This is a genomic window from Bradyrhizobium sp. 87 (genome assembly GCF_023073015.1).
Classification (GTDB): Bacteria; Pseudomonadota; Alphaproteobacteria; order Rhizobiales; family Xanthobacteraceae; genus Bradyrhizobium; species Bradyrhizobium canariense_D.
On record NZ_JADPIQ010000011.1, the window covers coordinates 1 to 14,808 of the forward strand.

The 14,808-nt window shown below is 62.3% G+C and carries 12 protein-coding genes and 1 pseudogene; 5 read left to right on the forward strand and 8 right to left on the reverse strand.

The annotated features are described in order from the left end of the window. Positions 1-893 precede the first annotated feature (893 nt). Positions 894-2,597 carry a recombinase family protein gene (locus tag IVB50_RS02225; RefSeq protein WP_018454587.1) on the forward strand — a complete coding sequence of 568 codons (1,704 nt, stop codon included), beginning with the start codon at positions 894-896 and terminating at the stop codon, positions 2,595-2,597. Here the strand turns inward: IVB50_RS02225 and IVB50_RS42630 are convergent. The 6 genes and pseudogenes from IVB50_RS42630 to IVB50_RS02255 all read right to left on the reverse strand — a co-directional run. After that, positions 2,579-2,659 (reverse strand): annotated as a pseudogene (locus IVB50_RS42630) (acyl-CoA thioester hydrolase); the annotation flags it as partial. The gene IVB50_RS02225 and the pseudogene IVB50_RS42630 sit on opposite strands and share 19 nt — an antisense overlap. A 69-nt stretch (positions 2,660-2,728) precedes the next feature. Beyond that, positions 2,729-3,646, reverse strand: a complete 918-nt coding sequence (locus tag IVB50_RS02235) for a metallophosphoesterase (RefSeq protein WP_018454588.1) — start codon at positions 3,644-3,646, stop codon at positions 2,729-2,731. 128 nt (positions 3,647-3,774) lie between these two features. Continuing rightward, a complete protein-coding gene (ruvB, locus tag IVB50_RS02240) occupies positions 3,775-4,833 on the reverse strand; it encodes a Holliday junction branch migration DNA helicase RuvB (RefSeq protein ID WP_026232771.1) in 1,059 nt (352 codons plus the stop codon). Beyond that, positions 4,830-5,447 carry a Holliday junction branch migration protein RuvA gene (gene ruvA, locus IVB50_RS02245; protein WP_018454590.1) on the reverse strand — a complete coding sequence of 206 codons (618 nt, stop codon included), beginning with the start codon at positions 5,445-5,447 and terminating at the stop codon, positions 4,830-4,832. Before ruvA ends, ruvB begins: the two co-directional genes overlap by 4 nt. Continuing rightward, entirely contained in the window at positions 5,444-5,971 is a 528-nt protein-coding gene (ruvC, locus tag IVB50_RS02250) for a crossover junction endodeoxyribonuclease RuvC (RefSeq protein WP_018454591.1), read from the reverse strand. Before ruvC ends, ruvA begins: the two co-directional genes overlap by 4 nt. 71 nt (positions 5,972-6,042) lie before the next feature. After that, positions 6,043-6,789 (reverse strand): YebC/PmpR family DNA-binding transcriptional regulator, encoded by a 747-nt coding sequence (locus IVB50_RS02255; RefSeq protein ID WP_018454592.1) that lies wholly within the window; start codon positions 6,787-6,789, stop codon positions 6,043-6,045. Between the two features lie 205 nt (positions 6,790-6,994). Between IVB50_RS02255 and IVB50_RS02260 the strand changes: the two genes are divergently transcribed. Both IVB50_RS02260 and IVB50_RS02265 read left to right on the forward strand, forming a co-directional pair. Next, positions 6,995-8,743 (forward strand): methyl-accepting chemotaxis protein, encoded by a 1,749-nt coding sequence (locus IVB50_RS02260; RefSeq protein ID WP_247294129.1) that lies wholly within the window; start codon positions 6,995-6,997, stop codon positions 8,741-8,743. Between the two features lie 109 nt (positions 8,744-8,852). Beyond that, positions 8,853-10,277: a methyl-accepting chemotaxis protein gene (locus IVB50_RS02265; RefSeq protein WP_247294131.1), complete on the forward strand. Its 1,425-nt coding sequence runs from the start codon at positions 8,853-8,855 to the stop codon at positions 10,275-10,277. Between the two features lie 742 nt (positions 10,278-11,019). Here IVB50_RS02265 and IVB50_RS02270 read toward each other — a convergent pair. Both IVB50_RS02270 and IVB50_RS02275 read right to left on the reverse strand, forming a co-directional pair. Then, positions 11,020-11,409, reverse strand: a complete 390-nt coding sequence (locus tag IVB50_RS02270; protein ID WP_231191003.1) for a hypothetical protein — start codon at positions 11,407-11,409, stop codon at positions 11,020-11,022. After that, positions 11,375-11,638 carry a hypothetical protein gene (locus IVB50_RS02275; protein WP_083926371.1) on the reverse strand — a complete coding sequence of 88 codons (264 nt, stop codon included), beginning with the start codon at positions 11,636-11,638 and terminating at the stop codon, positions 11,375-11,377. The genes IVB50_RS02270 and IVB50_RS02275 overlap by 35 nt, the downstream gene beginning before the upstream one ends. Positions 11,639-11,813: 175 nt before the next feature. On the opposite strand from IVB50_RS02275, the gene IVB50_RS02280 reads away from it, so the two are divergent. Further along, the gene (locus tag IVB50_RS02280) at positions 11,814-12,149 is read left to right on the forward strand and encodes a hypothetical protein (RefSeq protein ID WP_083926372.1); all 336 of its coding nucleotides are present in this window, start codon (positions 11,814-11,816) and stop codon (positions 12,147-12,149) included. Positions 12,150-12,515: 366 nt separating this feature from the next. Further along, entirely contained in the window at positions 12,516-14,420 is a 1,905-nt protein-coding gene (locus tag IVB50_RS02285; protein WP_247294140.1) for an ATP-binding protein, read from the forward strand. Positions 14,421-14,808 lie beyond the last annotated feature (388 nt).

The window sequence follows — 14,808 nt, forward strand, 5'->3', positions numbered from 1 at the left end:
AAACGGCTTTCAGATCGAACAAAGAAACTGACGAAGGAAAAGATGCGCGACCTGTCGCCTCTTGAAACGCCTCCTTGACAAAAAAAGCCCCATACAAGGAAATCCGCGGGGATCCAGACGCCGGACGGGAGCTGAAGCGAGTTCAGTTTTGAACTACTTGGATGCCGGAACGGGAGGACTCTGTCAGAAGTAAGCGTTTTTCTGACAGTGCTTTTTCGACGCGCGCTTTCGGAGCTCACCCACACGCGAGTGCTTGCTCTTGGAGGCTCGACGCAAGGGTCATCGAACCAACGGAATAAGAAAGCCCCAACCAGCGACGGTTCCTTGGGTCGAACCACGGCGTCTGGGCTGTGCGCGACAATCCGTCCGCCAGCGGTTGATGGACGAGCCGGCGCTCCGCGCCGGCCACTACACATCTGTACGAGAAGCCTCATGAACCGAGAACGGGTCCGCTAGGCACAGCTCACGCAGCCACGGACTTCGTCGCCGTCACCCGCAAGTATTTTTACTCCGCTTTGCTTAGCGTATCTGCTCTCGACTACGCGCCTCATCGCTAGGAATGCCCTCACGCGCGCCGCGGCACTTCAACAATTTCATTTTCATTCGACGCTGCCGAAGTCAGCATGCGAGAAGCGTTGCGAGTAATCGCTGCGGCTTGGCTGTAGCGCAGCGCAGAAATTTAGGCTAGCTTCTGCTCGCGAGTTTGCAAATGCGTACCCGCACCCGATCTCTCCGAAGACAACGAGCGATCATTCGACCGCTCGCCCCCTCACATCCTCAGAGCTGGGATAATCCGGACAATGAGGAAATCTGGTTTGAGTTGGCGCGCGCTATCGGACGTCAGGTCGCACGGGATGAAAATCACGGCTCGGGGCAGCCGATAAAGGACCGACATGACGACAGCGTCATCGAAGAAAACGGCCGTACTATACGCCCGTTATTCCAGCGACATGCAAAAGGCGACCTCGATTGATGGTCAGCTATTGCTCTGCCGGAAGGTCGCATTGCGCAACGACCTCGATGTCATCGGCGAGTTTGTCGATGCCGCAAAATCTGGTCTTACCGAAGGTGCGCGGGACGGCTATCAGCGTTTACTCAACGGTGTGAGAAACCGGGACTTTGACGTAGTCGTGGTTGAGCATTTCGACCGCTTGTCGCGCGATCCCGCGACCATCCAGCGTCTCAAGCAGGTCTTCGAGTTCAACGGCGTTGAGCTGATGGATCAGAAGGGGGTCTATGCGACCGCCACTGACATCAGCATCGCAAGTCTCTACAACACGATTTACAAGCCGCAGCTCGCCGAAAAGGTTCGGCGCGGCCATGACAACGCTGTTGCCAACGGAAGAATTCCTGGCTCATGCGCCTATGGTTATCGGCCGAGGCCGGGCGCGCCGGGCGAACGCGTGATCGATGACAACGAAGCAAAGATTGTGCTCCGCATCTTCAGCGAATATGCAGCGGGCCGCTCGACCCGAACTATCGCCGCTGATCTCACCCGCGAAGGCGTGCCCTCACCAGGGGCAACTCGTCACAAGAACAAGGCTGATCGTACCACCTGGAATCACCAGTGCATTACAGGCGGCCGGCATGGTCGCGGTATTATCGGCAACGATCTATATATAGGCGAGATACATTGGAACGTTCGCTCGACAATTCTCAACCCGGAGACCCAGAAGAAACAGAAGCGCCGCAATCCAGAAGAGCGCCACATCATAGTTAAGAAGCCGGAGCTACGGATCGTGCCGCAAGCGCTCTGGAATCGAGCGCATGAGGTTCGTAGCGCGCGCGCCGTATCTATGTTCGGACCGACTGGCAAGCCGCGGCGTCGCGCCGTGATCCCGCGCAACAACGAGCACCCGCTTGCCGGTGTGCTCCGGTGCGGCGTCTGCAATGGCCACATGCGAATCGCTCAATCCTCGCGTAACGGTGCACCGCGCGCGGCATGCGCGAGCGCGCATCAGCGGGGCACGTGCGAGCACACCCGTAGCTTCGACATGGACGTTCTGCTCGAGGATGCCTCCGACAAAATCCAACTGAAATTGCTTTCGCCGAAAGCCATTGAAGAGGCGATGTGTGCCTGGAAGGAGGAGCGCAAAAACGATCGGAACAAGGGCAGCGAACACTCTAAGCTAGAGCGTCGACGCCGCGTGTTGACTACCGAGATGGAACGCCTGTCATATGCCATCGCAAATAGCCGCCGGAAGCCGGACGAGTTGCTCAAGCGCATCGATGAGTGCGACCTGGAGCGGGAAAGCGTTGAAGAGCGCTTGCGGCTGCTGGGCGCTGGCGGCGAAAATGTCATTGGCTTCGATCACCCGAAATTCGGTGACCGATACCGTTCGGAGGTTAGAAGACTGGTCACCGCGCTCAAGGCCAATCCGAAGGCGATCGAAACTCGCGTAGCCTTCCGCAACTTGATCGAATGCATAGTAGTGCATCCGGTTCGCAAGCGGATGCCCTACGAATATACGCCCTACCTGAACAGCTCCGCGCTTTACGGCAAGAACCTTTTCCCAGAAAACCGCAGCAAGGCGCGAGAAATCAGCACGTTTGCCTACTACGACAATGGCAAGTCAGGGAAATCCGTGTCCTCGTAATAGACGCGGACCTGCATATGGTGGCGGCCGTCGCGGATCTCGCCGTCGAGATGAGCTGTCACGTCGCGAGCCTCTTCGCTTTTCGGTAACCAGCCCGTTTTGCGCAAAAACGGCCGGCTGCGCAAGCGTGGCTAGACCACCGCCGGCCCACGCCCCAGCGTCACCTCGACGATCTCCGGCGGCACGCCGACGCGGAGCGGCATGATGCTGCAACCGAGGCCGCCGGAGATGATGACGTCGCATTTCAGCCGGACATGACCATAGGCGAGCCGGATGCCGTGCTGCGGCGGAACCGCCGGCGACCAGCCGAGCAGGCGGACCTGGCCACCATGGGTGTGGCCGGACAGTTGCAGCGCGACGCGGGCGGGCATGCGCGGCGCGATATTGGGCTCATGCGCGAGCAGGATGATCGGCGCGTCGTCGGTGACCTTGGCAAGCGTCGCGTCGAGATCGTCGGCGCCGAAGCGTCCCGTGCTCCGGAAGCGTCGCGCCGGCAGAAAGGCGAGTTGATCGCCAAGGCCGGCGAGCCAGAATGCGCGGCCATCCTTGGCGAGCCGCACGACGTCGTTCTCGTAGACGGGAATGCCGGCCGCCTCCAGCGCGCGATGCGCGACCGTCGGCCCGTGGCCGGCCTGCTGCACGGTCCTATCGGCCCAATAGTCATGGTTGCCCATGACGGCATGGACGCCGAGCGGCGCTTTCAGGCCGGCCAGCACCTTGGCCCATTCGCTCGCCGGAATGATGCGCGTGACCTGGTGCAGACCGGCAACATAGTCGCCGAGCAGCACGATGATATCCGCGCTGAGCGCATTGGTGCGGTCGACGATGGCTTCGATCCGCTCCAGCGGCATCCAGGGATCGCAGGCATGGATGTCGGCGATCACGGCAATCTTCAGCGGGAAGTCCGCCGGCCATTGCCGCGGGGTTGGATGATAGCGGGTGACGCGAAGCCGCAGCACCGGCTCGACGCCGACGCCGTAGGCCGCGGTCGAGACGGCGAGAGCGGAGAGGCCGCCGAAGGAACGGATGAGGTGACGGCGCGTGATCATGGCAGCCCGATCGTGATGCAGCTTGTTGATGCGACCCGATTGAAGCGGAAATGGGGTGCGCTTGTGCAGACCCTCTGCACGAGATCACCGGAAATTCATGACGGCCCGACCGTCCGTACTTGCGCAGATCAGTCGTCGCTCTCGTCGGTGCCGAACAGGCCGAACTGTGCCGCCGCATCGCGCGATGGCTCGCTGATGCCGAGATGGCGAAAGGCGTGCGAGGTGAGCAGGCGGCCGCGCGGAGTGCGCTGCAGATAGCCGCACTGGATCAGATAGGGCTCGATGATGTCTTCGATCGCATCGCGCGGCTCCGACAGAGCGGCGGCCATCGTCTCGACGCCGACCGGGCCGCCGCCATAGTTCTGCGCGATGGTCGTGAGGTAACGGCGGTCCATCGCGTCGAGGCCGGCGGCATCGACCTCGAGCGCGCTCAGCGCGTGGTCGGCAATCTTGCGATCGATCCTGTCGGCATCGGCCGCCGAAGCAAAATCGCGCACGCGGCGCAGCAGCCGGCCGGCGATACGCGGCGTGCCACGCGCGCGTCGCGCGATCTCGTTGGCGCCATCCGCGCTCATGCCGACGTTGAGCACGCGGGCACCACGGGTGACGATGCTTTCCAGCTCCTCGATGGTGTAGAAATTCAACCGGACCGGAATGCCGAAACGGTCGCGCAAGGGATTGGTGAGCAGACCGGCGCGGGTGGTGGCGCCGACGAGGGTGAATTTCGATAGCTCGATCTTGACCGAGCGCGCCGCCGGACCCTCGCCGATGATGAGGTCGAGCTGGAAATCCTCCATCGCGGGATAGAGTACTTCTTCCACCGCCGGGCTCAGGCGATGGATCTCGTCGATGAACAGCACGTCGCGCTCTTCGAGATTGGTGAGCAGCGCGGCGAGATCGCCGGCCTTGGCGATCACCGGGCCCGACGTGGCACGAAAGCCGACGCCGAGCTCCTTGGCCACGATCTGCGCCAGCGTGGTCTTGCCGAGGCCGGGAGGACCGACGAACAACACGTGATCCAGCGCCTCGCCGCGCTTGCGCGCCGCCTCGATGAAGATGGACAGATTCTTGCGCGCCTGCTGCTGGCCGACGAAGTCGGACAGCGATTGCGGACGCAGCGCAGTGTCGCCGACATCGTCGCTGCGGCGCTCGGGCGTGACCATGCGGTTGGCCTTAGGATCGCTCACTTCGCGAGCTCCTTCAGGCCAAGGCGAATGAGCTGCGCGGTCTCCGCATTCTCACCCGCGCTGCGCGATGCAGATGCAATGGCCGCGGCAGCTTGCGGCTGGCCGTAGCCGAGATTGACCAGCGCGGAGATCGCGTCCGCCACGGGCCGCGGCGCGCGCTGGTCGTCGACGGCGCCGGCGAGGTGCACGACCGCCGGATCGACATTGGCAAAGGCCGGCGCCTTGTCCTTCAACTCGGTGACGATGCGCTCTGCGACTTTGGGGCCGACACCCGGCGTGCGCGCCACCGCAGCCTTGTCGCGCAACGCGATCGCGTTGGCGAGGTCGGACGGCCCAAGCGTGCCGAGCACGGCGAGCGCGACCTTGGCGCCGACGCCCTGCACGGTCTGAAGCAGGCGAAACCATTCGCGCTCCTGATCGCTGCGGAAGCCGAACAGCTTGATCTGATCCTCGCGAACATAGGTCTCGATCGACAGCACGGCGGCCTCGCCCGGCGAGGGCAGATGCTGCAGCGTGCGCGTCGAGCAATGCACCTGATAACCGACCCCGCCGACGTCGAGGATGACGAAATCCTCGCCGTAGGAATCGATCAGGCCCTTGAGCTTGCCGATCATAAGCCTGCCACCTTCAGCCGCAGCGCGGTGCTCTGGCGATGATGGGCATGGGTGATGGCGATGGCGAGCGCGTCGGCGGCGTCCGCGGACGGCGGATCGGCCTTCGGCAGCAAAATCTTGAGCATCATCGCGATCTGCTGCTTGTCGGCGTGGCCGGCGCCGACCACCGTCTTCTTCACCTGGTTCGGCGCGTATTCGGCAACACTGATGCCGAACATCGCAGGCGCGAGCATGGCGACGCCGCGGGCCTGGCCGAGCTTCAGCGTCGCGACGCCGTCCTTATTGACGAAAGTCTGCTCGACCGCGGCTTCCATCGGCTTGTGACTGGACAGGACGGCGGCCAGCCCCTCATGGATCGCGAGCAGCCGGCTCGCCAGCGGCAAATCGTCCGGCGGCTCCACCGAGCCGCAGGCGACGTAGATCAGGCGGTTGCCCTCGGCCTCGATCACGCCCCAGCCGGTGCGGCGCAGGCCAGGGTCGATGCCGATGATGCGAACGGGGCCACGAATCGGGAGCGTCGTCATGAGCCAGTGATAGCGGCTGGCCGCCGTGGGGGAAACAGAAACAGAACGGAAGTAACAGGGGAAGTGCCCCCCTACCCGCCCATCTTCGCCAGCAGCGCGTCCGACACCTCGAAATTGGCGTAGACGTGCTGGACGTCGTCGTGCTCGTTGAGCAGGTCCATCAGCTTGAGCAGCTTCTCGCCGGTCTCGTCGTCGACTGCGACCGTGTTCTGCGGCTTCCAGATCAGCGCGGCCTTGCGCGGCTCGCCGAACTTGGCCTCCAGCGCCTTGGCGACGTCGCGATAGCCTTCGGTCGAGGCGTAGATCTCGTGGCCGCCTTCGCTCGAGATCACGTCGTCGGCGCCGGCCTCGATCGCGGCATCCAGCACCGCATCGTCGGAGGCGATGCTGCGGTCGTATTCGATGATGCCGGTTCGGTCGAACATGAAGGAGACCGAGCCGGTTTCACCGAGATTGCCGCCGGACTTGGCGAAGAAGGAGCGGATGTCGGAAGCCGCGCGGTTGCGATTGTCGGTCAGCGCCTCGACGATGACGGCAACGCCGCCCGGGCCGTAACCCTCGTAGCGGATCTCGTCATAATTCTCGCTGTCGCTGCCGAGCGCCTTCTTGACGGCGCGCTCGATATTGTCCTTCGGCATGTTCTCCTGGCGCGCCGCGGTGATGGCGGCACGCAGGCGCGGGTTCATGTTGGGGTCGGGCGTCCCCAGCTTGGCCGCGACGGTGATTTCCCGCGCCAGCTTGCCGAACAGTTTCGACTTCTGGGCATCCTGCCGCCCCTTGCGGTGCATGATGTTCTTGAATTGGGAATGTCCGGCCATGCGTGATCTTCTCTAGGGACTCGTGCGCCAAGGTGAGCGTGGGAAGCGCGGCCTTATAGGCCGCGACCCCCCTGGAAAGAAAGAGGCTCTACGACTTTAAGGTAACACCGTACGGGCCCGTGCCTAGATGTCAGGCATCGTTAACCCTGATTTCATTCCAGCCTGCGAAAATAGCCTCCGACCGTCCCGTGACAAGAGAGAGCTGATGGCATTCGAACTATTTCGGAAGCGTCTGCCGGACATGGCTGCAACTGCGGCTGCCCCGCAGGCCGCGCAGCCGGCGGCCCATCCCGAGCCTGCCGCGGCCGTCGAAAGCGATTCGGCCAAGGAAATCCTGGAACTGCTGGAACTCGAGCTGGGCGCCATGATTCGCCAGCTCGAGCGCGCCGCCAATTCGGTGGCCGGCGGCGCCGAGGCGACCGCCACGACGCTTGCCGCCATTCGCGACCGCACCGACGCCCTGACCGGCCGGACCAACGCCGCGCAATCGAATGCCTCCACCTTCGCCCATGCCGCCGACAAATTCACCCAGTCGGCGCTGGGCATCGGGGCGCAGGTTCGCGAGGCCGGCAAGCTCGCCGACGAGGCCAGTGCCGCGGCACAGGAAGCCCGCGCCAATGTCGATCGCTTGCGCGAATCCTCGGCCGCCATCGGCAACGTCGTCAATCTGATCGCACAGATCGCGCGGCAGACGACGCTGCTCGCGCTCAACTCGACCATCGAGGCCGCGCGCGCGGGCGCTGCGGGAAGAGGCTTCGCGGTCGTCGCCACCGAGGTCAAGGCACTCGCGGTGCAGACCCAGGGCGCGACGGAGGAGATCACCAAAAAGATCGACGCTCTGCAGCGCGACGCCGCCGGCTCAGCAGATGCGGTGCACCGCATCTCGCAGGCGATCGAGGCGATCCGTCCGGTGTTCGAGACCGTCAACGGCGCGGTCGCCGAACAGAATGCCACCACCAGCGAAGTCTCCGGCAACGCGACCAGCGCGTCGCAGTTCATCATCTCGGTCGGCGAAAGCGCAGCCGAGATCGATGCTGCGACCAAGGCGGCCGAGAGCCACGGCGAGCACGTCGCCAGCGCAGGCAAGGCCGTGACCGCCTTCGCACAGAAACTGAAATCGCGCTGCGCCGTGCTGCTGCGCCAGAGCGAGCACGACGACCGCCGCAAGACCGAGCGGCTGCCCTGCCATCTCAAGCTCGAAACCGCCCGCGGCGTGCTGCCGGTCTACGAGATAGCGATGGACGGCGTGCTGATCGGCGGCGCGGACGCGGGCCGCCTTGTATCGCAAGCCATGGTCGAAGGCACCCTCGAAGGCGTCGGTGCCTGCCGCCTGCGCGTGGTCGAGCAGTCCAAGGCCGGGGCCCGCGCGCAATTCGTTAGTCCCAATGCCGAGCTACGCGAGAAGATCGAGGACAGGCTGTGGTCGATCCACGAGGAGAACACGGAGTTTGTCACCCGCGCCATGGAGGCGGGTAACGCGCTGACCGCGATCTTCGAGCAGGCGGTTGCCCGCGGCGAGGTGAAGATCGACCACCTCTTCGACACCGATTATGCCGAAATCGCCGGAACCAATCCGCAGCAGTACCGCACCAGATATCTGGATTGGGCCGATCGCGCGCTGCCGGCGTTCCAGGAAGCCTTTCTGGCGAAGGACCCGCGCATGGCATTCTGCGCCATGGTCGATCGCAACGGCTTCCTGCCGGTGCACAATAGGATCTATTCGCATCCGCAGCGGCCTGGTGATGCCGCCTGGAACACGGCCAACAGCCGCAACCGGCGGATGTTCAACGATCCGGCGGGGTTGGCTGCCGCGCGCAACCTGCGCTCGTATCTGGTGCAGAGCTATGCACGCGACATGGGCAACGGAAATACGGTGATGATGCGCGAGATCGACGTTCCGATCCGCGTGCAAGGCCGGCACTGGGGCGGATTCAGGACGGCCTACAAGCTCTAGTGCGCGCTCAGGCAAGACGCCAAAGCGCGAATCACCTCCTAAGATCGATATTGGAATGGGAATGCCGCGGAGAGCCGGCGAATGGCTCTGACTGGAGGACTCTCAAGACATGTCCGTCGTACAACTTGCAGTACTGGACACCGGCTCCAACCGAACACTTTCCGAACGGCTGATCGATCAGCTCGCCGACCGCATCGGCGGCCTCGGCGTGGAACTGGCTGACATCGCCGGCAACGTCCAGGAAGTCGCAAGCCGCGTCGCGAACCAGTCGGAACGTTTCCACCACCTCCAGGAAACCGCCGAGACGATGGTGTCGGCCAACCACGACATCGCCAATGCGTCACAGGCGGTGCAAACGACCACGTCAGCGGCGGTCGGCGAGATCGCGCAGTCGCGCGGCGCAGTCGACGCCGCGGTTAGCCACATCTCCGAACTCGTTGCAGCCGTCGAACGCATCGAGGCGCGGCTCAGCGCAGTCGGCTCCGCGCTGGCACAAGTCGCAAAGGTCTCCGGCTCGATCGAGGCGATCGCGAAGCAGACCAATCTGCTCGCGCTCAATGCCACCATCGAGGCGGCACGCGCCGGCAATGCCGGCCGCGGCTTCGCGGTGGTGGCAAGCGAGGTCAAGAACCTCGCGGAAGCCACCCGCCAGGCCACGCACCAGATCTCCGACACCGTGCGCGATCTCGACGGCCAGATCGAAGGTCTGATCGGCGAGAGCAGCGATGCCTCGCAGCGCGCGAAGACGGCCGGCGAAGGCGCCCAGCGGATCTCCGGCATCATCTCGCGGGTTCAGCAGGGCTTCGCCTCGGTGGAAGCGGAGATCGGCAGCGTCACGCGCGCGGCAACCTCCAACCTCGGACACTGCGACACCGTCATCAGCGAGCTCAACGAACTCGCCAAGGGCGTCGATCTCTCCTCACGCGATCTCAAGAACGCCGATCAGCGCGTGACCAAACTGCTCGACACGTCGGAAGGGCTGATCGCGCTGATCGCCGACAGCGGCGTCGAGACATCGGATGCGCCGCTGATCCGAATTGTCGTCGAGATCGCAAAGCGGATCTCGGACGAGTTCGAAGCCGCCATCGGCCGCGGCGAGATCACGCTCGACCAGTTCATGGACGAGAACTATCGGGAAATCCCCGGCACCGATCCCAAGCAGTACAACACCAACTATGTCGACTTCACAGACCGCGTGCTGCCCGCGATCCAGGACCCGATCCAGAAATCCGATCCCCGCATCGTGTTCTGCGTCGCCTGGGCCAAGGGCGGCTATCTGCCGACGCACAACCCGAACTACCGCCTGCCGCAGGGCAAGGACCCGGTCTGGAATAACGCCAATTGCCGCAACCGCCGCCTGTTCACCGATCGCGCGGTGCAGAAGGTCGCGGCCAACACCAAGCCGTTCCTGCTGCAGACCTATCGCCGCGACATGGGCGGCGGGCAGTTCGTGCTGATGAAGGACCTGTCCTCGCCGATCATGATCCGCGGCAAGCACTGGGGCGCCTTCCGGATGGGCTTTCGGCAGAGCTGAGGGTCGTCGCGACGCGCTTGCGGCGGGGGCGCATGGTCTCCCTGAATCAGAAACCTCGAAAACAACCCCATGCACAGTAGCCGGGGCGGGCAGAATCAATGGCTTAAGCGCCTGATGAATCCCTCGATCCAGACGCCTCTGAAGCGCTTGCGCCGTCGGGCAAAACAGGCGTATACTGCTATTATTCCGAAATTTCCATCCCCTCCTCTTCTCCCCTCGCGAGAGAAGCCGATTTCGATAGCCCCGCCCCGCTTTCCGTAGACGGCGCTGGCCGCGCGCTGTACGGCCTTCCGGGCCTACGCTTGGGCGGCCCGGTAGCTGTGCTTGGCAATGAACGGACTACTTCTTTTGCTCGGTGGTCGTCGTGGCGGCCGGGGTGCCGTCGCGAGCGTCCCGTCGCTCGTCGCGTCCCGTACGCCTCTCTTGGCGCCGCTCTGTGCGTCCCGTGCGGCGTTCCTGGCGGCGCTCTGTTCGCCCGCTGCGCCGCTCCTGGCGGCGTTCTGTGCCTGACTTCGGCGCGTCCGCTGGCGGCGTGGTAGGCGCGGCGGCTGGCGCAGTGGTTTGAGCAACAGCCTCTGAGGCCGCCAAAATTGAGGACGAAACCACAAGCCCAAACACCCCTGCGTATCCAAGGAAGGTTAGTGCGTTGCGACGACAGACCTGTTTCGGCTCCGAACGTTCATTCATGGTCAGGCTCCCGGTTGCTGCCCCTTAGAGCATGTCACCAGCGTCGGTGGCCTAGTTATTGATCTGGATCAACTTGGTTCGGTGCTTCGAGCCACGTTGGGATTTCGGCCGATGGGATCGACACTCTCGGAAAGTGAGGGATGACAGTCCCTGCACTGACGATCAGTCCGTCGTTGAATTTGGTTCGCGCAAAATCCTTGGCTGCTGCTTCGCTTTCAAACGTGTTGGTTAGCCGCGGATGTCGCCGTCTTGACAGTGTGCCATCCAGCGGCACTTCAAAAGTGACGTACCAAGTGTGTTTCATGCCTAAAGCCGCCCCGTCGGTACCGTGGCCTATCCCCGCCAGACAAAGCAAAGCCGCCACCGGGACGAAGCGATGGCGGCTTCTTCCTGGCTTGCGAAACCGGCCTTTACCGCCTGGCTCCGACACGATTGACGCCACCATTCGCATTGCCGCCGGCGTTATGACGGACTGCGGCGCGCGCCACCGGGCGGGGCCTGAGCACGACGCCTGCCCGAGCAACGCAACCCGCTGGGTAGGCAGTGTATTGGCAATACACGACCGCATTGGCTGGGCCTGGATTGAGCGTGAGACCTGCAAGGCCCAACAGGGCGCTGGCAGCAATCCCGGCAACAGTCGCTGACCTGATCGAAAGATGCTTGCTCGGATGCATGGCGGACCTCTCTCTTGGAACTTGCGCAACTGAGGCTCATCGCCTTCTCAGGTGCGGCAGAACACAGCGTAGTCGCCGCAGTGCGCGGGTTCGATTGATCTACATCAAGCTCCTGCGCGGAGAGAGCCGCAATCTCGCGAGCGGGGCTTAAGGAATTCATGGAAGGGTTTCTGTCATGCTCCGCTTCATTCTTGCTTCTCTTGCAGCTTTCGTTTTGCTCACCGCCTGCTTGATCCCCGATGATGCCGAGGCTCGGCGCGGCGGAGGTGCCTATCGGGGTGGCGGCGGTTATCGCGGCGGTGCGGTCGCAGTTCGAGGACCGCGAGGCGGCGGCGCTGTTGCGGTGCGCGGCGCAGGCTACCGTGGCTACGGCTATCGGGGCGGCTATCGCGGCTACGGCTATCGGGGCTACGGTGTAGGAGCGGCAGCGGTAGGCGCGGCTGCCGTTGGCACTGCTGCGTACCGCCGCAGTTGCTACGATGCTTACGGAAACTATATTTGCGCCTATTAACCCGTCGACCGCGACTTCCATCGTCTTCCGCTCAAGTCCGCGCCTGATCGAGCGAATAGGCGTGGACGGTGAAGAGCGGCTTCGGGCTTTGGCCGGGACCGGCTGATAGACGGTGAACGGCTTCGGGCTTCGCATGGCTTGCTCCTGTTGAAGCTCGGGCGAACCCCGAGCTTCAACTTTCAGCCACCGTTAGCGCGTGCAGTTAAACCAAGATTTCGGCTGGAATTCATTGTCCCCGGAATCGTTGCGGTCCGCTGCCGCTGGGTCCAGTCCTGATCGCTCTCCCCGGCCAAGCCGCCGACAGCCGTTTTTCGGCCTATTAAACATTCGGCCGTGCCATTAGGCTCCGGGACCGAGGGGACTAGGATGGCAATGCGGTTTTGCCTGTTCTCACTATCCTGGCGATCCTTTTGCAGGCGGACCTTCGCCGCCCCGCTGGTCGTCGCATTGTTGCTGGCAACACTGGGGCCGGGTCGGGCGGCTGATCCTGAGCCCAAGCGCGTTTTGATGCTGCAATCATTCGGCCTCCGCTTCAAACGGTGGACCGATTTCGCTGAGTTTCTTCGCCCTCAAATGATCAAGCAATCGAAAGTCCCAATCGACTTTCAGGACCACTCGCTGCTAAGCGCCCTTGTGGACGACGACAAGGCGCTCGCACCCTTTATCGGTTACCTCCAAGCATTGTACGGGGCCAAACCTCCCGACCTCATTGTCGCCCTCGGTGCGCCAGCTGCCGAGTTTGTGCAGCGGTATCGCGCTCAGCTTTTCCCCAAGACACCAATGATGTTTACTTCCGTCGAGGCGCGACGGGTCCAATACGACAAGCTGACCGAGTATGACACCGTGGCCGCTGCGGCTCATAATTTTCCTGCCGCCATCGAAACTATTCTGAAGGTGTTGCCCGACACGAAAGTGATCGCCGTCGTGAATGGGGCTTCGCCCAATGAAACATTTTGGCAAGGGGTATTGGAGCGAGAACTCGCACCGTTCAGCGGGCGGGTTGAACTACGATGGTATAACAAGCTGTCATTTGAAGATATCCTGAAAGACGCGGCACATCTTCCACCTCACAGCGCCATCTTCTGGCATCTGATGAGCGTTGATGCGGCGGGTGTTACACATGAGGGCACTGCCGCCTTGCACAGGCTCTCGGCTGCCGCCGATGCTCCCATCTTTTCCTATCTTGACGGATTTTTTGATGGCTCGATTGTCGGCGGCTCTATGCATTCGATCGAGAAGGGCATGACTATCGCAGCCGCGGCGGCAATCCGTATTCTAAACGGTGAAAAAGCTGGCGACGTAAAGGTCGCACCCAGCCAATTCGAGCTGCCAAGGTTCGATTGGCGGCAAATGCAGCGGTTCGGGATCAGCGACAGCCACCTGCCGCCCGGCAGCACGGTCTACTTCCGCGAGCCATCGGTGTGGGAACGGTATTTATGGCTGATCGCATCCGTCGTCGCGGTTTTTCTCATACAAGCCGGGCTTATTGCTATCCTGCTACGTGAGCATCGCCGTCGTCAATTCGCCGAAGTACAGTCGCGACAGCGCATGACTGAACTGGCCCACGTTAATCGCTTCGCGACCGCTGGCGAACTGACCGCCTCGATTGCTCACGAGATCAACCAGCCGCTTGGGTCTATTCTGACGAACGCCGAAACCGCAGCCGCGATCCTGCAATCGCAGCGTCCCGATATCGCTGCACTTTCCGATGTCGTTGAACTCAGGGAAATTGTGAACGATATTTTACAGGATGACCGGCGTGCCACCGAGGTCATTCGCAGGATGCGCAGCCTCCTAAAGAAGGCGCCGTTCGAATTGAAGCAACTGGACCTCAATGAGGTTGTGCAAGAGACGGTCAGATTTCTTTCGGCGCTAACCGTCAGCCGAAAATTCGAAATGGTCAACGTGATCACGCCAGATGCGCTACCGATCCTCGGCGATCGCATTCAGCTTCAACAAGTCATTTTGAACCTTGTGCTGAACGGGGTCGAGGCTATGAAGGACACGTCTCACGAAAGCCGCACTATCAGCATCCGGACCGCGCGCGTCGAGCAATTCGCCGAGCTATCCGTGTCAGATCGCGGACCCGGCATTCCAGAAGACAAATTGAAACAGGTTTTCGAGCCGTTTTACAGCAGTAAAGCGGAAGGCATGGGCATGGGCTTGTCCATTGCGCGCACCATTATCGAAGCACACAACGGGTTCATATCAGCGAGCAATCGGGAGCATGGCGGTGCCTCGTTCGCGATCAGGCTTCCCTTTGTCGCTTGATCCAAAACGGCGCCCGTACGCGGAGACGGACCCCTCACCCGAATGAGCCTGCGTCTACCGGCCTCGCTGCCCTCTCCCACAAGGGGAGAGGGCACAACAATGAGTCGCGGCAATTGATCGCGCCGTCGATCGACTTCCACAATCGCACGAGTTTCGTCATCGCATGATTTTGCGCATTCGCACGATCTTCTGTGGCCATCAATGACGCTTGTGAGCAAAATGCGTCAGAAAATGACGATTATCATATCAATTAGCCCAAAATTACTGCAGTGATCGCCGCACAAATTCGTGAACGTCATGGCCTAACGCGCTCACTGCGCAAAAATGCATTGCCGGACATGTCGACGCTTCATCGTTTCGCATCGATATGATTATTGTGCGCGCAAAT